The 20,563-nt window shown below is 56.9% G+C and carries 19 protein-coding genes, 1 pseudogene and 1 riboswitch; of the genes and pseudogenes, 12 read left to right on the top strand and 8 right to left on the bottom strand.

Annotated features, from left to right (window positions below; all coding sequences use genetic code 11):
* Positions 1–70: 70 nt before the first annotated feature.
* The 4 genes from HMPREF1287_RS02570 (at position 71) to HMPREF1287_RS02555 (ending at position 4,591) form a co-directional block, all read left to right on the top strand.
* Positions 71–1,423: an NAD(P)/FAD-dependent oxidoreductase gene (locus tag HMPREF1287_RS02570; protein ID WP_023017512.1), complete on the top strand. Its 1,353-nt coding sequence runs from the start codon at positions 71–73 to the stop codon at positions 1,421–1,423.
* Positions 1,424–1,529: 106 nt separating this feature from the next.
* Positions 1,530–1,625: riboswitch (TPP riboswitch) on the top strand.
* Positions 1,613–2,437 carry a hydroxyethylthiazole kinase gene (thiM, locus tag HMPREF1287_RS02565; protein WP_023017513.1) on the top strand — a complete coding sequence of 275 codons (825 nt, stop codon included), beginning with the start codon at positions 1,613–1,615 and terminating at the stop codon, positions 2,435–2,437. It overlaps the preceding riboswitch by 13 nt.
* Positions 2,434–3,063, top strand: a complete 630-nt coding sequence (gene thiE / locus HMPREF1287_RS02560; protein ID WP_023017514.1) for a thiamine phosphate synthase — start codon at positions 2,434–2,436, stop codon at positions 3,061–3,063. The genes thiM and thiE overlap by 4 nt, the downstream gene beginning before the upstream one ends.
* Positions 3,056–4,591 carry a bifunctional hydroxymethylpyrimidine kinase/phosphomethylpyrimidine kinase gene (locus tag HMPREF1287_RS02555; RefSeq protein ID WP_023017515.1) on the top strand — a complete coding sequence of 512 codons (1,536 nt, stop codon included), beginning with the start codon at positions 3,056–3,058 and terminating at the stop codon, positions 4,589–4,591. The genes thiE and HMPREF1287_RS02555 overlap by 8 nt, the downstream gene beginning before the upstream one ends.
* Positions 4,592–4,595: 4 nt before the next feature.
* Here HMPREF1287_RS02555 and HMPREF1287_RS02550 read toward each other — a convergent pair whose 3' ends face one another.
* Positions 4,596–5,198: a bifunctional 2-polyprenyl-6-hydroxyphenol methylase/3-demethylubiquinol 3-O-methyltransferase UbiG gene (locus tag HMPREF1287_RS02550; RefSeq protein ID WP_023017516.1), complete on the bottom strand. Its 603-nt coding sequence runs from the start codon at positions 5,196–5,198 to the stop codon at positions 4,596–4,598.
* Positions 5,199–5,314: 116 nt separating this feature from the next.
* Here HMPREF1287_RS02550 and corA point away from each other — a divergent pair, with 116 nt between their 5' ends.
* Positions 5,315–6,388, top strand: coding sequence for a magnesium/cobalt transporter CorA (gene corA / locus HMPREF1287_RS02545; protein ID WP_023017517.1), 1,074 nt, complete (start codon positions 5,315–5,317; stop codon positions 6,386–6,388).
* Here corA and HMPREF1287_RS02540 read toward each other — a convergent pair.
* Positions 6,385–6,840, bottom strand: coding sequence for a PaaI family thioesterase (locus tag HMPREF1287_RS02540; protein WP_023017518.1), 456 nt, complete (start codon positions 6,838–6,840; stop codon positions 6,385–6,387). The two genes, corA and HMPREF1287_RS02540, sit on opposite strands and share 4 nt — an antisense overlap.
* 59 nt (positions 6,841–6,899) lie before the next feature.
* On the opposite strand from HMPREF1287_RS02540, the gene gndA reads away from it, so the two are divergent.
* Entirely contained in the window at positions 6,900–8,351 is a 1,452-nt protein-coding gene (gene gndA, locus HMPREF1287_RS02535) for an NADP-dependent phosphogluconate dehydrogenase (RefSeq protein WP_023017519.1), read from the top strand.
* Between the two features lie 63 nt (positions 8,352–8,414).
* Here gndA and HMPREF1287_RS02530 read toward each other — a convergent pair whose 3' ends face one another.
* A complete protein-coding gene (locus HMPREF1287_RS02530; RefSeq protein ID WP_023017520.1) occupies positions 8,415–9,944 on the bottom strand; it encodes a DASS family sodium-coupled anion symporter in 1,530 nt (509 codons plus the stop codon).
* 227 nt (positions 9,945–10,171) lie between these two features.
* Between HMPREF1287_RS02530 and HMPREF1287_RS02525 the strand changes: the two genes are divergently transcribed.
* The 3 genes from HMPREF1287_RS02525 (at position 10,172) to HMPREF1287_RS02515 (ending at position 13,248) form a co-directional block, all read left to right on the top strand.
* Positions 10,172–11,479, top strand: coding sequence for a DEAD/DEAH box helicase (locus HMPREF1287_RS02525; RefSeq protein WP_023017521.1), 1,308 nt, complete (start codon positions 10,172–10,174; stop codon positions 11,477–11,479).
* A 67-nt stretch (positions 11,480–11,546) separates the two neighbouring features.
* On the top strand, positions 11,547–12,359 hold the full coding sequence (locus HMPREF1287_RS02520) for a hypothetical protein (protein ID WP_042404057.1): 813 nt from the start codon (positions 11,547–11,549) through the stop codon (positions 12,357–12,359).
* Positions 12,360–12,408: 49 nt separating this feature from the next.
* Entirely contained in the window at positions 12,409–13,248 is an 840-nt protein-coding gene (locus HMPREF1287_RS02515) for a vWA domain-containing protein (RefSeq protein ID WP_023017523.1), read from the top strand.
* Positions 13,249–13,411: 163 nt separating this feature from the next.
* On the opposite strand, the pseudogene HMPREF1287_RS12685 reads toward HMPREF1287_RS02515, so the two are convergent.
* Positions 13,412–13,601 (bottom strand): annotated as a pseudogene (locus HMPREF1287_RS12685) (hypothetical protein); the annotation flags it as partial.
* 213 nt (positions 13,602–13,814) lie between these two features.
* Between HMPREF1287_RS12685 and HMPREF1287_RS02505 the strand changes: the two are divergent.
* The 3 genes from HMPREF1287_RS02505 to HMPREF1287_RS02490 all read left to right on the top strand — a co-directional run bounded on the left by HMPREF1287_RS02505 (position 13,815) and on the right by HMPREF1287_RS02490 (position 17,166).
* Positions 13,815–14,492 carry an ATP-binding cassette domain-containing protein gene (locus tag HMPREF1287_RS02505; protein ID WP_084519553.1) on the top strand — a complete coding sequence of 226 codons (678 nt, stop codon included), beginning with the start codon at positions 13,815–13,817 and terminating at the stop codon, positions 14,490–14,492.
* Positions 14,485–15,807 carry a hypothetical protein gene (locus tag HMPREF1287_RS02500; protein WP_023017527.1) on the top strand — a complete coding sequence of 441 codons (1,323 nt, stop codon included), beginning with the start codon at positions 14,485–14,487 and terminating at the stop codon, positions 15,805–15,807. The genes HMPREF1287_RS02505 and HMPREF1287_RS02500 overlap by 8 nt, the downstream gene beginning before the upstream one ends.
* A 166-nt stretch (positions 15,808–15,973) precedes the next feature.
* Positions 15,974–17,166 (top strand): IS3 family transposase gene (locus HMPREF1287_RS02490; RefSeq protein ID WP_156905094.1). Its coding sequence is split into 2 segments (ribosomal slippage): positions 15,974–16,253 and positions 16,253–17,166, totalling 1,194 coding nucleotides; the frame shifts between segments, so codons are not numbered across the junction.
* 513 nt (positions 17,167–17,679) lie between these two features.
* On the opposite strand, the gene HMPREF1287_RS12680 is transcribed toward HMPREF1287_RS02490, so the two are convergent.
* The 4 genes from HMPREF1287_RS12680 to HMPREF1287_RS02470 form a co-directional block, all read right to left on the bottom strand.
* The gene (locus HMPREF1287_RS12680; RefSeq protein ID WP_023017528.1) at positions 17,680–18,243 is read right to left on the bottom strand and encodes a DUF2283 domain-containing protein; all 564 of its coding nucleotides are present in this window, start codon (positions 18,241–18,243) and stop codon (positions 17,680–17,682) included.
* 194 nt (positions 18,244–18,437) lie between these two features.
* Positions 18,438–19,001: a MerR family transcriptional regulator gene (locus HMPREF1287_RS02480; RefSeq protein ID WP_005282882.1), complete on the bottom strand. Its 564-nt coding sequence runs from the start codon at positions 18,999–19,001 to the stop codon at positions 18,438–18,440.
* A gap of 146 nt (positions 19,002–19,147) precedes the next feature.
* On the bottom strand, positions 19,148–19,741 hold the full coding sequence (locus tag HMPREF1287_RS02475) for a bifunctional nuclease family protein (RefSeq protein WP_023017529.1): 594 nt from the start codon (positions 19,739–19,741) through the stop codon (positions 19,148–19,150).
* 38 nt (positions 19,742–19,779) lie between these two features.
* Positions 19,780–20,526, bottom strand: coding sequence for a MerR family transcriptional regulator (locus HMPREF1287_RS02470; RefSeq protein WP_023017530.1), 747 nt, complete (start codon positions 20,524–20,526; stop codon positions 19,780–19,782).
* Between the last annotated feature and the right edge of the window lie 37 nt (positions 20,527–20,563).

Below are 20,563 nucleotides of genomic sequence, written 5' to 3'. Positions count from 1 at the left end.
TTATGTGACGAGCGTTTACACTATACGGGTACTTAAATTAAGCTTTCTCGAGGAAGGTCGCATTAATTCCATGACTGATACCCCTTATCGTCCAAACGGAAGCCGTCACCACGTTGTCGTGGTTGGCGGTGGATTCGGCGGTCTTAACACTGTGAAGAAGTTGAAGAACGCCGATGTTGAGATCACCCTCATCGATAAGAAAAACCACCACCTGTTCCAGCCGATGCTCTACCAGGTGGCAACCGGCATGATTTCCGCAGGTGAGGTTGCTCCCTCGACCCGCCAGCTGCTGCGCAACCAGGATAATGTGGACTTTGTCAACGGCAACGTGACCGACATTAACCTGGAGGACCAGACGGTTACGGCCGAGCTCGATGACTTTTCGCGCACCTACTCCTATGACTCCCTCGTCGTCGCCGCTGGTTCCAGCCAGTCGTACTTTGGCAATGACCACTTTGCGAAGTTTGCCCCTGGCATGAAGACCCTGGATGATGCCTTGGAGCTGCGTTCCCGCATCATTTCAGCCTTCGAAAAGGCTGAGCTTACCGATGACCCCGCAGAGCGCGAGCGCCTCCTCACCTTCATCATCGTCGGCGCCGGCCCGACCGGTGTGGAGCTCACCGGCCAGATCGCGGAGTTGGCTAACCGCACGCTAAGCGATGTCTATTCCACCTACGGCACCTCCGCCGCCAAGATTTACCTGCTTGACGGCGCACCACAGGTACTCCCGCCGTTTGGCAAGCGCCTCGGACGCCGTGCCCAGCGCACCCTGGAGAAGGAAGGCGTCAACGTTCGCCTGAACGCCATGGTGACCGATGTCAACGAGGACTCCGTGACCTACAAGAACATGAAGACCGATGAAGAGGTCACCCTCGAGGGCGCGACCAAGATCTGGTCCGCCGGTGTTGCCGCTTCCCCGCTGGGCAAGATGGTCGCTGACCAGGCCGGCGTCGAGGCTGACCGCGCCGGCCGCGTCTCCGTCAACGATGACATGACGGTTGGTGACTTCAACAACGTCTACATCATCGGTGACATGATGTCTCTGAACCGCCTGCCGGGCTTGGCACAGGTGGCCATCCAGGGCGGCGAGCACGTCGCCAAGCTCATCGAGACCAAGGTGGACGAGGAATCCACGGCCGATGAAAAGGAACCTTTCGAGTACTTCGACAAGGGCTCCATGGCCATCGTCACCCGCTTCAATGCCGTCGTGAAGTTGGGCAAGACCGAGTTCTCCGGCTTCCCGGGCTGGTTGGCTTGGTTGGCCCTGCACCTGACCTACGTCATTGGCCTGCGCAGCCGCTTGGCCGTATTGGTCAACTGGGCAGCTAATATCCTCTCCCGCAACCGCGGCAACCTGGAAATTACTACCCAGCAGCGCATCGCCCGTAACCTCATCGACGAGGCAGAAGAAGAAAAGAACTAAATCCTCCTCGGCACCAGCCGCCGCCTCCCCCTACCCCGCCTATGGGGCTATGGGCGGCGGCTATTGTTGTTTTCGTTCCCATTTTCGCAGTTTTGCTAGGCTTGAGCATTACAACATGGGGTGCCACACACCGTGGCTGAGATAAACCCATTGAACCTGCACTTAGTTAGAACTAGCGAAGGGATTGTTGTGGACTTATCATTTCTGCGTGCCCACGATGCGGTGCGCGATACCGCTCCACTTATTCAGTGCTTGACCAATAAGGTCGTCAGCAATATTTCTGCCAATGCGCTATTGGCCATCGGCGCCAGCCCAGCAATGGTAGATACTCCAGATGAGTCGCAAGATTTTGCGAAGATCGCCAGCGGCGTGCTCATCAATTGCGGAACCCCGAATTCCGAGCAATACGCCGGCATGCGCGAGGCCATCGCCGGTGCGACCGCGGCCGGAAACCCGTGGGTCCTTGACCCCGTCGGTGCGGGTGGGCTGGAAAAGCGCACCGAATTTATGCATGAAGTCTTGCCGCAGGGCCCGACGGCGATTCGCGGCAACGCCTCCGAAATCATCGCCTTGGCAGGAACCGGAGCCGGCGGGCGCGGCGTGGAATCTACCGATGGCGTGGAGGCGGCGCTGGAACCGGCGCTCAAACTTTCCCGCGAAACCGGGACCGTTATTGGCGTATCCGGCCCCACGGATCTCATCGTGCAGGCAGGCGAAAGGCCGCGTGCGGTAAGCCTCGAATCTGGGCACCCGATGCTGCAAAACGTCATCGGCACTGGGTGTTCGCTCGGCGCCATCTGCGCGGCTTACCTGGCAGCATGGGAGGATCCATTCGCGGCTATCATCGCCGCGCATGCGCATGTAGGAGCCGCGGGCAGCGTTGCCGCTGAGACATCCACGGCACCTGGCTCCTTTGCGGTTGCCTGGCTCGATGCGCTGCATGAGCTCACCACTGACGCCATCGAAGAGCGCATCTCTGCCTCCGAGGTCGCGGACGTTGCGGGGCTAGCATGAGCATCGATTGGACGCTGTATCTCATCACCGATCCTAAGCTCGCCGGCGGGCGGGACAAGGTCATACCCATCGTGCAAGAGGCGGTGCGTGGTGGGGCTACCGTCGTGCAATTGCGCGATAAGGAGGCCAGCGACGAGGAAGTCGAGGCTACCGCCCGCGAGCTCATGAAGGTCTTGGGCGACGTACCGCTCTTTATCAATGACCGCGTCGAGGTAGCGGCCAAGGTGGGCTGCCACCTGCACATTGGCCAAGACGATATGGACTTCTCCCAGGCCCGCGCGCTGCTCGGCCCCGATAGCCTCATCGGGCTTTCGGTGGGAACGCTGGATCAGTTGGATGCCATCGACCCAGAGCACGTTCCCGATGTCATTGGGATTGGCCCGGTTTACTCGACGGCAACCAAGAAGAATGCCCCAGCAGGAATTGGCGCCGAAGCAGCCGGGCACCTTGCCACCGCGGCGCGCGAACGCGGCATCGAGTCCGTCGCCATCGGCGGCATCAAGGCACACAATGCCCACGAACTTTCCGGAAGCGGCTTCGCAGGGATCTGCGTGGTCAGCGACATCATGGCTGCCGATGACCCGGCAGCTGCCGCACACAATCTAAAGGAGGCCTACCGTGGCTAAAGGAACCTATCCCCGAATTCTCTCGATTGCTGGAACCGACCCTACGGGCGGAGCCGGCATCCAGGCTGATTTGAAGTCGATCGCCGCCGCGGGCGGATATGGAATGAGCGTGGTCACCGCGTTGGTTGCACAAAACACCCAGGGTGTGCGCAGCGTCCACGTCCCGCCGCTGGACTTCCTCCAGGAGCAGCTGGATTCGGTCCGGGAGGACGTTGACATCGACGCCATTAAGATCGGCATGCTTGCCGATGCCGACATCACCGACCTCGTAGCCGCATTCCTCGACCGCATCGACCCGTCCGTCCCCGTGGTCTTGGATCCGGTCATGGTGGCCACCAGCGGCGACCGGCTTTTGGCCCCCGAGGCAGAAAAGGCGGTGCGCGAGCTGTGCTCTCGTGCTGATGTCATCACACCCAACCTAAAAGAGCTGGCCGTACTGACGCAGACGGAGGAAGCCACGGACTTGGACCGTGCCATCGAGGTGGCTAAGACGTGGGCCGCTGAGGCGAATACGGCGGTCATCGTCAAGGGCGGGCACCTCGACTCGGCGATTGCCGATAACGCCGTGGTCACTGCCGACGGCAAGGTTCACCGCGTGGAATCGGCTCGAGTGCAAACCAAGAATACCCACGGCACGGGCTGCTCCCTCTCCTCTGCCCTAGCAACGCGGCTAGGTGCAGGCGATGATGCCGCCACCGCCCTAGAGTGGTCCACGGACTGGCTGCACGAGGCGATTGCCAACGCGGATGCGCTGGCCGTCGGCAAGGGCAGCGGGCCGGTAGACCACCTGCACCGCTCGCAGCGCTTGATGCGGGCTGCATCCTCGGTCCCGCTTCCTCACCTGGCTGGGCCTTTGGAAGAGGTGGAAAACCCAGACCAGCCGCGCGTTGCGCCCGCAGGACCGTACACGCAGCGCCTGTGGAATATCGCTGCGGATCACTGGGAGCAGGTAAAGGCACTCCCCTTTATTCAGAAGCTAGGTTCCGGTGCGCTCGCCAATGATGCTTTCAGCTTCTACCTCGATCAGGATTCGCAATACCTGGCGTCCTACTCGAAGGCCCTGGCCCGCCTGGCCAGCCAAGCGCCCGATACCGCGCAGCAATTGCACTGGGCGCAAGGCGCCTATGAATGCCTCGCGGAAGAGGCTGAGCTGCACCGCGGGTGGTTGAAGGATTCGGCCACCACCGCGCCATCGCGGGTCACCAGCGCCTACACGGATTTTCTCATCCGCAGCACCCATACGGACGACTACGCCGTAGGCATCGCAGCCGTACTTCCCTGCTACTGGCTGTATGCAGAGGTGGGTCTGCACTTGGCGGAGTTCGATTCGCCCGATCACCCCTACCATGCCTGGTTGGAGGTCTACGGCGGCGAAGATTTCCTCGCCGGAGTGCGCGAGAGCATCAAGATTGTGGAGGAAACCCTGGAGAAGGCGGATGAGGCCACCCGGACCCGCGCCGAGCGCGCCTTTATCAGCGCCAGCATCCACGAGGTCGATTTCTTCGACCAAGCGGACCGGCGCTTTTAAAGCCTTAGGCCAAGAGGTCCGCGCCAGGCCTAGATAGCACGGCGACCAAGAAGGTGGAATGCTCCGAAAATAGCTTCATGTCCCAAGAGGAAAACGTGAAGTCAACGCGGTAGCCCACCTTCTGCGCCATATCGAGGAAGTCCTGGAAATCCCAACCGCGGCCTTCCCCAAAGCCAGTGACGAAGCGCCCGCCGGGGGTCAGCGAGTTAAAAATATTTCGCAGGGCTTCCTCGCGGCCGTCCACGGCCAAAAAGCCCATGACGTTTCCCGCAGAAACAGCGAGGTCAAAGGGTCCTTCAGGAACCTCTTCGGTGCACAGGTCTCCGACGAACCATTCGCCGTCTGGGAAGTCATGTTCGGCGTGTTCGATCAAAATGGGATCCACGTCGATGCCCACCACGCTGTGTCCGCGGCGCAGCAATTCCCCGCCGACGCGGCCGGTTCCACAGCCGGCGTCGAGGATGGTGGAATTGCGTTCTACCATGGCATCGACAAGCCGGGCCTCCCCATGAATGTCTTTGCCCTGCGCCTCAAGCATCTTCCATTTGCGGGCGAAATTATGGGAGTGGGCGGGATTGGCTTCGGTAACTTCTTTCCACGTAGGCATAGATTCGATTATATTACCCACCGTCGGTGTAAGCTTTACCCGCTGCGTAAAACGTGGCGCGTTTTACTACTTGATTGCGTTACTATCCGCACTACCGTGCAAAGGAGGCTGAAACGATGCCGTCCGTACCCACGCCCTTTAGGGGCCGAAAGAAATCCACGCCTCCTAGTCAGCCCTCCTTCCCGCCGGTTCCCGCGGAGCGCGCCATTGAGCACTGCCGGGTCTTCGTCGATGGTGAGGCCCTACCCGGCGAGTATTCCGCGCATTCCGCCCTGGAAACCGTGGCGGAATACGGCCGCGGGTTCGTCTGGGTGGGCCTGCATGAGCCCTATGAATCCCAGATGACGAAGATCGCTTCGCAATTTGGCATCCACGAGCTCATCGTGGAAGACGCCGTTATGGCCCACCAGCGACCGAAGCTGGAGCGCTACGATGACCAGCTCTTTGTAGTGGCGCGCTCAGTGAATTACCGCGACCACGATGAGGTGAAAGATAAGCGCCAGATTATTTCCACGGGCGAAATCCAGATGATTATGGGCTCTAACTTCATCATCACCGTTCGCCACGGTGCGAAGCTGCCTAACTTGGCGTACACGGTCGAAGACGAGCAGGACCTGGTGGAGCTCGGGCCCGTCGCCATGGCTTGGAAGATCCTGGACATGATGGTGGACCGCTACTCCGAGGTCGCCCGCCTGATTAGCGATGAAGTCGATGAACTCGAAGAGGAAATCTTTACCCCGAACCTCAAATTCGATGTTGACCGCATTTATATGTTCAAGCGCGAAGTCTTGGAGATGAAACACGCCATTTATCCGCTCTCTGCGGCGCTAAAGGCGATGGTCTCGGATCACAAGGATCTCATTTCTAAGCAGATCCGGTCCTACCTGCGCGATGTCTATGACCACGAGCTCGTGGTCAATGATTTGGTCGCCAGCTTCGATGAACGCCTGACCTCGCTTATCGATGCCTCGGTGGCCAAGGTCACCATGCAGCAAAACTCGGATATGCGCACGATCTCCGCGGTCGTCGGCATGTGGGCCGCGCCGACTCTCGTCGCCGGTATTTACGGCATGAACTTCGATATCATGCCGGAGCTTCACTGGGCCTTTGGCTATCCCATGGCAATCGTCATCATGGTCGCTGTCGTTGGCGGCCTGTGGGCGTGGTTCCGGAAAAACCACTGGCTCTAGCTGCGCTTATCCATAATCATCGTGCGCAGCGTGGTGCGTGCAACCAGGGTGTCTCCCTGGCGCATTTCTACGCTCCATACGTGGGTCCGCGTGCCCAATTGAATGGGGGTGGCCACCGCTTCTAGCTCGCCCTCGCCTGTCGCCTTGATGAAGTCCGTGGAGTTATTGACGCCCATCGCCGGGGCATCGGCAGCCGCGACGCTGGCGATAGACGCCACCGATTCCGCGATGGTGCAATAAAGACCGCCATTGGCCACGCCCCACGGCTGGTGATGCTGAGGAGTCACGGTAAGGCGCGCGCGGGCCTCGGTCGGGCCCACGCGGTCGAAGGTGAGCCCGATGAACTCAGCAAGCCCGCCGTTAACCGAATTTAGTTTCTCCAGTTCCTCCTCGTTGAGCAAGCGCGTGTGCGCGGTATGAAGCAAGTCATTGAGTATCTGGGTATCTGACATAGTCTTCAAGCTTAACCGCCAGCGCGGCGAAAGCGCGGCGGTGACGTAGGATAGGCACCATGACTGAAAAGAACGAACTCGCGCACATTGGTGTTGTCGGCCTGGCGGTAATGGGCTCCAACCTCGCCCGCAACTTTGCCCGCAATGGCAATACCGTCGCCGTCTATAATCGCAGCCCGGAAAAGACCCGCGCCCTCATTGAGGCCCACGGTAACGAAGGAAACTTTATTCCTTCCGAGTCCATCGCGGATTTCGTCGCTTCCCTGGAGCGCCCCCGCAAGGCCATCATCATGGTGCAGGCAGGCAAGGCCACCGATGCGGTCATTGATCAGCTTGCCGATGCCATGGATGACGGCGACATCATCATCGATGGCGGCAATGCGCTGTTTACGGATACCATTCGCCGGGAAAAGGAAGTGGCCGAGCGCGGCAAGCACTTCGTCGGCGCGGGCATTTCCGGCGGTGAGGAAGGCGCCTTGAACGGCCCGTCCATCATGCCTGGTGGTCCGGCCGAGTCCTGGGAGACTTTGGGCCCCATCCTAGAGTCCATCGCCGCCGAGGTGGACGGTACCCCGTGCGTGACCCACATCGGCCCAGATGGCGCCGGCCACTTCGTCAAAATGGTCCACAACGGCATCGAGTACGCCGATATGCAGGTCATCGGTGAGGCCTACCAGTTGCTGCGCTACGGCGCGGGCATGGAGCCGGGCGAGATCGCGGAAATCTTCAAGGAGTGGAACTCCGGCGACCTGGATTCTTACCTCATTGAGATCACCGCTGAGGTTCTCGCACAAAAGGACCCGGATACGGGCGCCCCGCTTGTCGATGTCATCTTGGACGCCGCCGGCCAGAAAGGCACCGGCCGCTGGACCGCCATCAACGGCCTCGAATTGGGCGTGCCGATTACCGGCATTGCCGAGTCCGTCTTTGCCCGCGCACTGTCTTCTTCGAGCCAGCAGCGCGCCGCCGCGCAGGAGGGCCAGCTTCCGGCAGGCACGGACACGGACTTCGACATCGATAAGGATGCCTTCATCGAAGACGTTCGCCGGGCCCTTTACGCAGCCAAGCTCATCGCCTACTCCCAGGGCTTCGATGAGATCAAGGCCGGTTCCGCCGAATTCGGTTGGGATGTCGATCCGCGTGACCTAGCCACCATCTGGCGCGGCGGCTGCATCATCCGCGCTAAGTTCTTGGACCGCATCCGCGAGGCATTTGATAACAACCCAGAGCTGCCCGCCCTGATCCTTGATCCCTACTTCAAGGGCGAGCTGGAAGACCTCATCGAACCGTGGCGCCGCGTCGTCGTCGCGGCAACCCAGATGGGCCTGCCCGCCCCGGTCTTTGCCTCTTCGCTGTCCTACTACGACAGCCTGCGCGCCACGCGCCTGCCCGCCGCCCTAATCCAGGGACAGCGCGACTTCTTTGGGGCGCACACCTTTAAGCGCACCGATAAGCCGGGCACCTTCCACGTCGAGTGGTCCGGCGACCGCAGCCTGACGCAGACGGACTAAGTACTGCAAATAAAAAGGGGAGGACATGCACGGTGCAGGCCCTCCCCTTTTTCGTCTCTGGATTTAGACCAAGCCCAGCCACGACCAGTAGGTGGCAGACAGCAGCAGGATGAGCAGGTACCCGACAATGGTCAGCGGGATACCGGAGCGCAGGAATTGCTTGGTGCTAAAGGCACCGGTGCCATAGGCCAGCATGTTCTGCGGCGCCGAGACAGGCAGCAAGAATCCGAAGCAGATGACAAACTGTTGGATGACCACGAAGCCGATTCCGCCGTTGGGCACATCCAGCGTGGAGGCCAAGGCAATAAAGACCGGGATGAGTGCGGAGGCCAGCGACGTCGCTGAGGCAAAGCCCAAGTGGATGAGGATATTAAATAGCGATACCAGCGCAATCGTTGCCAGAATCGGCAGCGAATCCAGCCCCATCAATCCGAAGGTCTTTTCTGATAGCCACGTGGCAGCGCCAGTATCCAGCAGGAAGGAGCCGAGGGAAATACCAATGGCAAAGACGATGAGGGTTCCCCAGCTCACGGACTTCTGCGCCTCTGGCCAGGTAAATACGCCGATCTTGGGCAGCAGCATCAAGGCGACGGCCACCGCGGTAATGACGGCCGAGCTAATCGGGTGCAGCAGCCCCTCCGTGGCCCAGAAAAAGAGCAGGAGGAGGGAAAACCCGATGAGCCTTTTCTCTTCCGGTGAGGTGGGCCCGAGGTCCTCTAGCTGCTTGGCGATGAGCTCCTTTCCTCCCTCAATGCGCTCCGTTTCCGGTTTGATGACGGCGCGCATGATGAAGTACAACGCGACGGACATCAGGATGGACCAGGGTGCGGCCCAAATAAACCACTGCCCCCAGGAGACCGACTGCCCCATTTGATCCTCAATAAATCCCACCGCCACGAGGTTTTGGGCGGCGGCGGTTTTAATGCCCACGTTCCAGATCGATACGGCCTGCGCTGCGGTAATGACGAGTAGGGCGCCCAGCTTCGACTCATAGGACAAGCCGAAGGCGGCTACCATACCGAGCAAGATAGGCACCACGGCGCCCGCACGCGCGGTGGCAGAGGGAACGAAGAAGGCCAAGATGATGGCGATCGCGATGGCGCCGATAACGATGTGGGAGGTCTTCTCCCCCGCGATCTTCAGCACGTACAGCGCAATCCGCTTGTGCAGGCCCGTAGCCTGCATCGCTCCGGCCAAGATCAGCGCCGCGGCCACGAGCGCTACCGCAGACGAGGAAAATCCTGCCATCGCGACCTTGAGGGCATTAGAGGTGCCATAGATACCATCGGATTCTGGATCCGGCCCGAGCCCCAAAAGTAGGGAGATAAGGCCGACGATCAACAGTGCGCTCACCGGATAGCTCACGGCCTCGGTCACCCACATGATTACCGCGAAGGCCAGCATGCCTAGGGCCACTTTAGCGGGCCAGTCGAGTCCCGGGATCGGGATAAGTAAGACGGCCGCTAGGGCCAGGAAGGCCAGCGCGAACCACACGGCATCAAGGTGAAATTTCTCCTTTTTCGTGGGTTCGGTAGATTCCTGCGGCGAGGAGTGGGAAGAAGAACTGGCTGTGGATGCTTGTGCTTGAGCCATGGAGACGACTCCTTAACAGTTCGTTGTGGCCCTGGGATGGGCCGGTGAGTGGAGGAATAAATCGTGTGTGCTTCCCAGCACCACCTTCCACGTTAGGTAATAACCAGTGAAATACCTAAAGTAGAGCCCTATTTTTGCTATGGCATTTCTCACTCATAAAGACGGTGCCCAATCGTGCGCTGGCCGATGCGGAATTTTGCGCACCCACCAGTTAGAATTGCCCAACGATGACTACTTTTGCCGAACTCGGCTTACCTCAGCGCGTGGTTCACGTTTTGAACGACCAAGGAATCACGGAAGCATTTCCCATCCAAGCCGCAGCCATCCCGGATGTACTTGCGGGCAAGGACGTACTCGGCCGCGGGCCTACCGGATCCGGAAAGACCTTTACCTTCGGGCTTCCCACGCTAGCCCGGCTGGCTGGCTCGGGTGCCTCGACCCCGGGCCACCCCCGCGCGGTTGTCCTAGCCCCCACCCGCGAGTTGGCGACGCAGATCCAACAACGCCTCGATGAGCCCGCCGCCGCATTAGGGCTGCGCGTCCTCGCGGTGGTTGGCGGCGTCAATATCAACCACCACATCCGGTCTTTGGCGCGCCCAGTGGATCTCTTGGTCGCTACACCTGGTCGCGCCCAGGATCTCATCGCCCAAGGCAAGTTGTCCTTTGACAAGGTGCAGATCACCACTTTGGACGAGGCGGACCAGATGGCCGATATGGGGTTTCTTCCCCAAGTGCGCAAGCTCTTAAACTACACCCCGCCCACCGGTCAGCGGTTGCTGTTTTCGGCGACCCTCGACGGGGACGTCAATAAGCTGGTCGAGCAATTCCTGCACGATCCCGTAGTCCATTCCACCGCACCGGTGACCGCGGCGGTGGAATCGATGTCGCACCACCTGTTTTTCGTCGGCGATCGCCCCGCCCGCAACGAGGTGGTTATGCGCATCGCCGCACGCGCGGGCAAGACCATTATGTTCATGCGAACCAAGCACGGCGTGGATAGGCAGGTGAAAAAGCTAAGGCGCGTCGGCATCAACGCCTATCCACTCCACGGGGATAAGGGCCAAGGCGCGCGCACCCGCGCCATTTCCGGCTTTGCCGATGGCTCCATTCCCGTCCTCGTTGCCACCGATATCGCAGCACGCGGCATCGATATCGCAGACGTCTCCCTCGTCGTCCACGTGGATCCACCGGCAGAACACAAGGCCTACCTGCACCGCGCCGGACGAACGGCGCGCGGCGGCGCAACAGGCACGGTGGTTACCCTGGTCACCGATGAACAGCGCTCAGAAGTAGCTGCGCTCATCAAAAAGGCCGGTGTGGACGCAACCGAACACGATATTTCCCACCGCGATAACCCGGCCGGCGCTCCCGAGCTGCGCACGGTCACCGGTGCCCGCAAACCGCACGGACCGGCCCTTCCACCGCCGGGCCAAGACGGTTCGCACGGCTCGGGCCAGCAACAAAAGAAACAACCCCCACGCCAGCAGAAGAAACCGGTTGGTGGTGCCAGGAGGGGTAAGGGGCGGCGTCGTTAAGCGCTGGCGCAATAGAAAGGAGGATAGGCCCGTGCAGGTTTTATCTACCGCTGACTGGACCGCCCGCATGGATGAGCACGAGCGGCGGGCAACGGACCGCCTGGAGCGGTTTCGCCATCCGGGCAGCTATCACCCGGTGTTTGATTTCCTCTTTGAGTATTACCCGGTGCGCCCATCGCATCTGAAGCGTTGGCACCCAGGCATCGGCACGGCGCTCGAGGGCGACGCGCCCCAGGCTAGCTGGCGCGATTACCGCGAGACTGCGGACGGCGTCACCGTGGACGTGGAATCCTACATGCAACGCCGCGGCAGCTCCGTTGACTATATTCTGGACTTACTGCGGCGCTCTTCTACCAACCCGGCGCACTTTGACTGCTTCGGCCTGCATGAATGGGCGATGGTCTACCACACCGATTCCCCGCGCCACGATCTCCCGCTGCGCTTAGGCGCCGAAGGGACCAACCGCGTCGTGGATACTCACTCCCTCAAGTGCTCGCATTATGATGCCTTCCGTTTCTTTACTCCGCCGGCGCGCCCGCTCAATCTGACGGTGCTCCACCGCGAGGATCAACCAGCCAACGACCAGGCAGGCTGCGTGCACGTGAGCATGGATCTTTATAAATGGGCATGGAAGCTGGGGCCCTTGGTCCCAGGTGCTCTCTTCCTCGATTGCCTGGATCTGGCTATCGATGCCCGCATTCTTGACATGGAGGCCTCCCCGTACGATTGCCGCGACTGGGGCCTTGGGGTAGTGCCCATTGAAACGCCGGAGGGAAAGGCAATATACGTCAATCGTCAACGCGGCTTGGCCCAGCGCGCCCAACCGTTGCGTGAGCGGCTTGTCGCAGTAATGGAAACGGCTTACTCCCAGTTACACTAGATTAAACGCATCATGCGCTGGCTCGGGAGACTTCGGAGAAAGGCACTACATGGCACGGCACTCAAACGGGGAAAATAAATTCACACTAGCCGGCTGGGTTGTCGCGGTCGCCATCATCGCGATCCTTGCTGTCATTGCACTAGTGATTTTTCTGTTGCGCGGCGGGGATGACTCGAGCGAGACTACTGCCGCCGAGACCGCATCCGAATCTGCTGTGGAAAGCAGTACCGCAGTCTCCTCTTCCACTCCTGCCACGACGGACGCAGATGCATCGAAGCCTTCCACGGCGGACGGCGCCCAAGAAGGCAAAGATTCTTCTTCCCCAGCTTCCTCCTCCACCGTGGAAATGGCGCCCAATACGCTCCTGCTCGTTGATACTTCCGCGAATATGACGGCAATGTTTGATGCAACGCAACAAGCGCTATCTGGCACCGCGGGAAAGCTGAGCCACAACAATAGCCAGGTTGCCTTGTGGAACTATTCGTCGCCCATTTCGGAAGCCGCCACGGTGGGTTACCGGGATAATCTTGGATTCGGCAACGGCGCTGCGGTGCCGGAGACGCTCGCGGCATTTGGCACCGGTGGCGTGCCGCAATCGCGCAGCGCCACAATAGCCGCACTGAATACCGCAGCGGATCAAGCCGCGGGCACCAACCAGAAGGCGCGCGTCGTCCTCGTTACTACCGGCACCGAGCTCGACATGGACGAAGCCCAATTTGCCGCCGCCCTTGACGGCGCGAAGTCAGACAACGTAGAGCTATCCGTTGTTCACGTCGGCCCAGGGGCAGTCGATGAACAGCTAAAAAACGGAGCAGACAACTTCACCAGCGTCGATGCGGGCACGCAGGAGGATCTTAATGCGGCAATGGATAAAGCCGCTGGGGTTTAACGGGGACTCTGGTAAACAAACCCCACTCCAGCAGCCGCCCGGATTGAACTACCAGCCCGAACCAACGCCGCAAACCGCGCCACTACCCCAGAACTCGGATCCCATTTCGACTCCACACAATCACCCAACCCATGTCAGGTGTTTCCACGACCACTAGAAACCAAGGACCCGCCGTGTTCCATGAAACCCCCAGCTTTGGGGCTATTGCCTGGCACGCGGGGCGCATCGACATATTTTCCGCCAAGATGCAATCTTCCACGAGACGGACCACACGGTCCTTTGCATCCTGGTCAAATTTTCTTGGCATGTTCCAGATTTTCCCATCTACTCAAACGGAACAAAACCTGGGACACTTCAACACTCCTAGTGCAATCTTGTGGCTCCTGATGTTTTTGCCGAGATTTCAGCTACACTGGCTAAAATTGCATAATTAACCACCTACGTGTCCACTTTCCGGGGATCAGGACCCATGTATCTTGTCCACCCCTCATTTCGGAGGCTATCAGACAATTTCAGCTACAACCCCCTGATTATTTCCTTCCTTGCTCTATTAGAAAGACACTTCCATGAGAACCGTTAGCCCCGTACTCGAAGTTCAAGCAGTTACTGTTAAGGCGACCCCAAGGCATAGCTCCCCTCTAGCGTTGCCACTAGATTTTGAGCTTACTCGCGGGCAAAAGGCATTATTGTCAGGTCCTTCTGGATGCGGCAAGACCACATTTCTGAACGCAATCGTAGGCTTGCACCCCCTCCATGAAGGAAACGTAGTGCTACTTAACGAGTTCAACATATCTAAGACCTCAGTATCGACCCGCCAGAAATTACTCCGAAGCGATATTTCCTACGTTGGCCAAGAATTAGTAGCTTTCCCAGGCCTTACGGTAAAAGAATATTTAGAATTCAATCTACAAATTTGTAAGAAAGAAGTGAATTCAGCATTCTATGTCGGAATTCTTGAATCGTTAGGTGTAGAACACACTGTAAACCAGATGCTGAATGAACTTTCAAAGGGTCAATTACAGAGAGTCATGATCACTGGTGGACTCATACGACAACCTAAATTACTTCTACTTGACGAGCCGAGCAGTGCGTTAGATAGCGACTCGAGGGACAGCTTATTCCGTGTCATTGACGATGCGGTGCACGAGGGAACGGGTGTTCTCATGGTGTCACACGATCCAGTCGTCGAAAGCTTCGTTGATTCTGTAATCACTATGGAAAAGGACGATGCAAACCATGAATAAGAATTTGCAAAAAATTGGGACGTCGATCGTCGGCGAGGCCAAAATATATTTCTTTGTCCTTGCACTAGCCCTCGGAATAACCACCAGCTTTGTTCTTGTTCTAGGGTCAGTTTGGTCGCGATTGATTGATGAGTTTCCGGATGACCAATTCAAGTTTATTGGTGGCAATATGCTCTTTTGGGCAACATTTGTCGCCATCGCCATGAACATTCCGCTTGCAGTTCTCGGGTCTTTACTCCTTCGCGAGCAATCCATAACGCTTATACGCTTTGGACTAGGTCGGCGTCACTTTATCCGCATAATGCTTGGGCAAATGTGGAAGCCGATCGTCGGCGCCTTACTCCTCACAGTCGTGCTTTATTTACCATTTTCTGCACTGTTAGAATGGCTTCCTGATGATAACGGAGCTCCATTAATCAGTGTCAGTGCATTTGGCGTTCCTACTTTTTTCGGCATTGTTCTCGCAATAATCAGCCTCTTCATTCCACTAACTATCTCGGTATTGTTTCTGAGTACGAATTTAGTGACGAGGGTGAACAATAGCTTCAGAACTTTACGATCCATCAAACGCTGGCTCTTGCCGGGGATTTTCGCTTTAGGCGGGACCGCATTAATTATATTCGGAATAGTCTATGAAAACGGACAACAAGGTGGAATTCTTTTCACGGTAGGGATACTGCTTGTTGGTTCTACTCTTGTTCCCCAGGCAGCTCCGCGTATTGCACTCAACCTTACGACACTCGTTTCAAGGTTATCCTCGTACCGTCCCAGCCCCATTTTGAGTAAATCTGTGACTTCTGAATACCGGTCACGTTTTTCAGGTATCTCGTTATTCCTGTTCCTCATTGCAAGCATCCCTGCATTACTTTTCAGCGCATCTGGTATGCAAGCCCGCGCCATGGGAGAAGGCGGCATTGCGCAGTGGGACTTCTGGGTGCTCATGGCCGTGCCTCTAGCCTTTACGCTACTAGCGATTATCTCCGCAAGTCTCATACTTAGCCAATTGCTCAACCGTAGCCTCCATAAATTCCTCAAGCTAGGGATTATGAGTCGTGAATACCATTTCGCATTACTTCTCACACTTGCTTCAATAGTTTTTTCTTCGCAGGTATTAGTGCTTGTTGGCGTGTTTTTTCTAGGACTACTCATGATGTTCGTCTGGAATATCAGTTTGATTGAGATGTTGAGTGAGTTATATTGGCAACCACTAATATCTGTGTTTATTCTCGTTATGATTTTTGTGCCACTTTTGTATCTGGGATTCTCTGGTGTAAAGGGCAAAGAGACTCAAAACACTTTGGCATCGAGGAAATAGCTTAAAAGGAATCTCTCGCTTAAGTGAAGTCCCAGGTTTTGTTCCGTTTGAGTAGATGGGAAAATCTGGGACACTTCAGCTATCAACAAGGCTAGGACCTGACCCCCATGTGGTGGACACCTGATATCCAGCCCAGTCGAGCTGGCAAGATTGGTAATCTACCACCATGTCCAGGTACTCCGAACAGTTCAAACGCGATGCCGTGGCCCTCTATGAGAACAATGAGGACCTCTCGCTGAACTCAGCATCAGCCGAGCTCGGAATCAATCGAGCCTCGCTGCATTCTTGGGTCAAAAAGTACGGCACCGGCAAACGTGCTCGCACAAAGGCCATGCACGATAAAGCCCAAGCGGCGAATGATTCCGAGCGAATCCGCCAGCTAGAAAAAGAGAACGCAAAATTGCGCGAAGAGCGCGATATTCTGCGCAAGGCCGCCAAATATTTTGCCGAAGAGACACGCTGGTGATCCGCTTCCAGTTTGTCTATGACCACCGAACCGAGTACTCGGTCAAGCGGATGTGCCATGTGTTAAAGCTCAATCGCTCCTCGTTCTACAAATGGGTCAATACCCGCGAAAATCGCAGGTTAAAGATGTGCTCTGATGCTCTTATTGGTGCAAGAATCAAGACCATCTTCGATGATGAGCACGGGCTTTATGGTGCCAAACGCATCGCCGCAAGCCTCAACGACGATACGGACCTCGGCCCGACCAATCATAAGAAGGTCGCACGCATCATGAAATCGATGGGGATCAAAGGCTTTACCAAACGACGTCGATGCATCACCACCAAGCGCAAGCCTGGCCACCGTGTCATGCCAGATTTAGTAGGCCGCAATTTCACCGCTGACAGGCCGAACCACGTCTATGTAGGCGACATCACCTACCTGCCGTGCAAGGGAGGCAAAAACATGTATTTGGCTACAGTCATTGACACCTATTCACGGAAACTTGCAGGTTATGCACTCGCAGACCACATGCGTGTCTCACTGGTCATCGATGCCCTAGCCCACGCACACGGTGTGCGTGGCAGTCTTGACGGGGCTATTTTCCATTCCGATCACGGCAGCGTGTACACCTCACAAGCGTTTAGAAACTACTGCTCGTCGCTGGGTGTACGCCAATCCATGGGCGCGGTGGGAACGAGTGCCGATAATGCCCTGGCAGAGTCATTTAACGCCACCTTAAAACGTGAAGTGCTGCGTGATCGGAAAGTCTTTGATAATCCCATTATCTGCCGTCAGGAAGTCTTCCGGTGGTGCATGCGCTACAACACCCGCAGGCGCCACTCCTGGTGCAATCTTGTGGCTCCTGATGTCTTTGAAGCCGAGACTTCAGCTATACTAGCTAAAGTCGCATAGTTAACCCCCGATGTGTCCACTTTCCGGGGGTCGGGCCCCTACCTAACTGACTGTCAGGGTAGACACGAACGGCCACAAGCCGTGTGCTTGGCATATGAATCCAAATCAATGAAGGGGCATCGTTTTGGCTCATGCCTGTGCTGAGCTGGCGAACCAGGATGGGTTCCATGTGGATCACAAGGACGCGTGTCAAGCGTTGAAGGAGATATACGCGGCTCAAAACAAATCGCAAGCCCTGCAGGCCTGGAGGAGTTTGCGTTTGCGGAGGAGCTACAGCCAAGGACGTTTAGTGTGAATACATCATTACGTTGCAAGTCATCGAGTGCTCATCTGAGTACGGATCAGCAATTCGGATAAATCAAAGCCGTGGACATGATCACGAGGTGATCCTGTGAACTGGGCTAGCCTGTTATGGACGTCTTTTACACGTGATGATGGGGTCTGGGACCTATTTTTGCAGAAACCTGCGCAGGAGAAGATATTCTATCTCGGCGGCGCCCCTTTAGATGATGCCTATGATATCCGGTTTGCTTTATTTAGGAAGGCTGACGGAAGAATCAAGGAGGCATTCACGAACTCGATACCAATAACTTTTCCATTTTCGTCGATATCTATCTCTATTTCTCCTTCCATTTCTTCTATAGTTATTGCTGATATCTGCCGTTCAGAGAGGGTGCCTGGCTGCGCTATAGCTAGATAGGCTGCATCAGCTTCTGGGTCATAATCAAAATTCATAATTACCCTTGCTTGTTCTGCCTGTTTTATAACGTGCTCAACTAGCTCTTTATTGATCTTCCGCCTAGCCATCTGGGTCAACGCATGACGCGGGAGATTTCCACCAATGATTCCCAAGAATGGGATCCAAAAAGGATCTACTACTACGGGAAATTGCGTTGAAGAATTTGGTGAAATATGTTGAACTATCGTGCTTTGACGAATTTCATACCATGTATGAACTGAGGCCCCTGTCGTATCTATAGCCCAAGGCGCATCAAGAGTACCTAAGAGATCGGAAAGCTCCCCCGCCTTCATTAGTGACTGCACTAGAAGCACCGCTGGGCGAGGTCGAGTATTCATCTAAACCTAATGATTCAAGTTCCTTATTAGGTAGGGAGGCCTTTCCCTTTATCGTCCACAGTGTGATTACGTAGCAACAAACCAAAGTAACCATCATCGTTGCAGCGACCCCTAGAATCTAGGAGCCAAGCCTTGGTATAAAAACTCCCTCCACCCCCGTGAGCTGGGGTCTGGAGGGAGAACCTATAGGGGGCTTAGGAACTCTTGCGGTTGCGGCGAGCGGCTAGCTCATCTAGGCCAACCACATTGTCATCGGGCAATTCCTCGATGCGCTCTGCGGGGAAGGACGTAATCGTGCCAGACAGTTCCTTCAAGATTCCCGGCACTGCGATGCCAAAGACGCCTTGGCCGCCGGCCAGCAGGTCAATGACCTCATCATTGGAGCGGCACTCGTACACGGTGGTGCCATCGGAGACGAGGGTAAGCTCCGCCAAGTCATTGACGCCGCGGTCATGCAACGATTCCACCGCCAGACGGATGTTCTGCAGGGAAATGCCGGTATCAAGCAAGCGCTTCACAATCTTCAGGACCAAGACGTCCTTGAAAGAATATAAGCGCTGCGAACCCGAACCGCGGGCAGTGCGAATGGAGGGGTTGACCAGGTTGGTGCGTGCCCAGTAATCCAACTGGCGGTAGGTAATGCCAGCAACCTGGCAGGCAATGGGCACGCGGTACCCCACTTCTTCGTCCGGTCCCACATCAAAGAGGGATTCTTGGACGTACTGGGACTCGGACTGAGTGTCCTCGGTGATGCTCACGTAATTACTCCAATGGGGTTTGTTGGAAGCTCTAAAGATCAATTAAATGCCAAGCGCACACCCCCGTCAAGCGGTGCTTGCTTAACCTTCGAGTACAACTTTAGACTTTAAAAACCACATTGTCACCATTAGTCACACGCGTGTCATTATTTTTTTTCGTCTTCTTCCCCCGTGTGGAAATCGGATTCATCCATGCCAAGGCTGCGCATCATCTCTTCGAAATCGGCATCGGCCTGCGCGTTTCCAGATGCAGAAGTACTTTCCTCGGCAGAGGAGGCATCGCTATCTTCCCAGTCCTGCGTGGGGGTAGGAAGCTCAAGGTCGAAGTATTCCTTGATGTCCTCCTCGCTGGCGAAGACGGATACCTGCGCCAAGAGCGCAGATTCGGCAACGATGGGCACCTTAAAATACTCGGCTACCGCCAAGGCATCGCTTACACGCGCATCAAAAACTTCACCTTGCGCGGTCTGAATATCCACCATGAAGGTGCCTTGATGATGGTTGACAATCTCGATGGCTTCGACGCCACCTGCAGCCTCCAAGACCTCGCACAGAAGATCGTGGGTCGTGGGGCGGTTCGGGCGCTGGTCAGCAAAAACGGCGGCCAATTGGATTCCGTCTACGGCCGAAAGCCAGACGGGAATGAGGCGATTTTCTTCGGGCCAACGCAGCAGTGCGCAGACATCATCTTCTGGCCCAAGCTGGTGAATGCCGTGAAATTCAAGGGTTACATCACTCATAGCTACCACTCTCCCACACGGGAGGCGGCCATGGTGAGTTAGGCGTTAAATTCGTGGCGCAAATCCGTCTTTACCAAGGTGGCATGCAAGGAAACCACTAGCGCCGTCATCTGCTGGGATAGTTCTTCTGCCTGCTGGTGTGCGGTATCGGAATTCGAGTGCGCTACGGGGGCTGCGACTTGGGAGATTAAATCCGCCTGGCGGCGGGCGCTATTGCGCAGGGACTTCAGCTGGCTAGAGCTAAAGCCAAAAGCCTGCAGTGCAACTGCGGCAGAGGCAATGGCCACGTCATCGGTATTGAAAAATCCTGCGGCATCCGGCTTAATCAGCTTGTCCTTGATAAAAGAGGCAATATCCGCCTCCGATGCCCCCGCCTGCTCTGCTACCTCGGCATCGGTCAGGCGCGTTACCGCGGGTGCTTTGAACTGCTGCGGGGACAGCAAGGTCTCCGCATTGCCAGCAGAAACAATGGCGGTGACCTGGCCGGAATCCATTGCTTCCAGCTGCTCGCGAATGACCTTGAGCGGGGTGTAGTTATCCCGCTGTGTGGTCAAGATATAGCGCAGCCTATCCACGTCTTCCTGCGTGAACCGGCGGTAGCCGGAGGCAGTGCGCTGGGGAGAAATCAGCCCCTCTGATTCGAGGAAGCGGATTTTAGACACAGTGACATCAGGGAATTGCTGATTCAGCGTTTCTAAGACCACGCCAATGGACATGGTCTTAGCCTTCTTCGTGTTCGGGCTCTTGCGGCGAGCTGATGCCGCCGCGGATTCTGCTGCGCTCACTGTGTCTATCTCTTTAAAAGTGTCTCAGTAGTCGTTG

The sequence above is a fragment of the Corynebacterium sp. KPL1986 genome (assembly GCF_000477975.1).
Classification (GTDB): Bacteria; Actinomycetota; Actinomycetes; order Mycobacteriales; family Mycobacteriaceae; genus Corynebacterium; species Corynebacterium accolens.
This window is presented reverse-complemented; position numbering and strand designations above follow the sequence as displayed.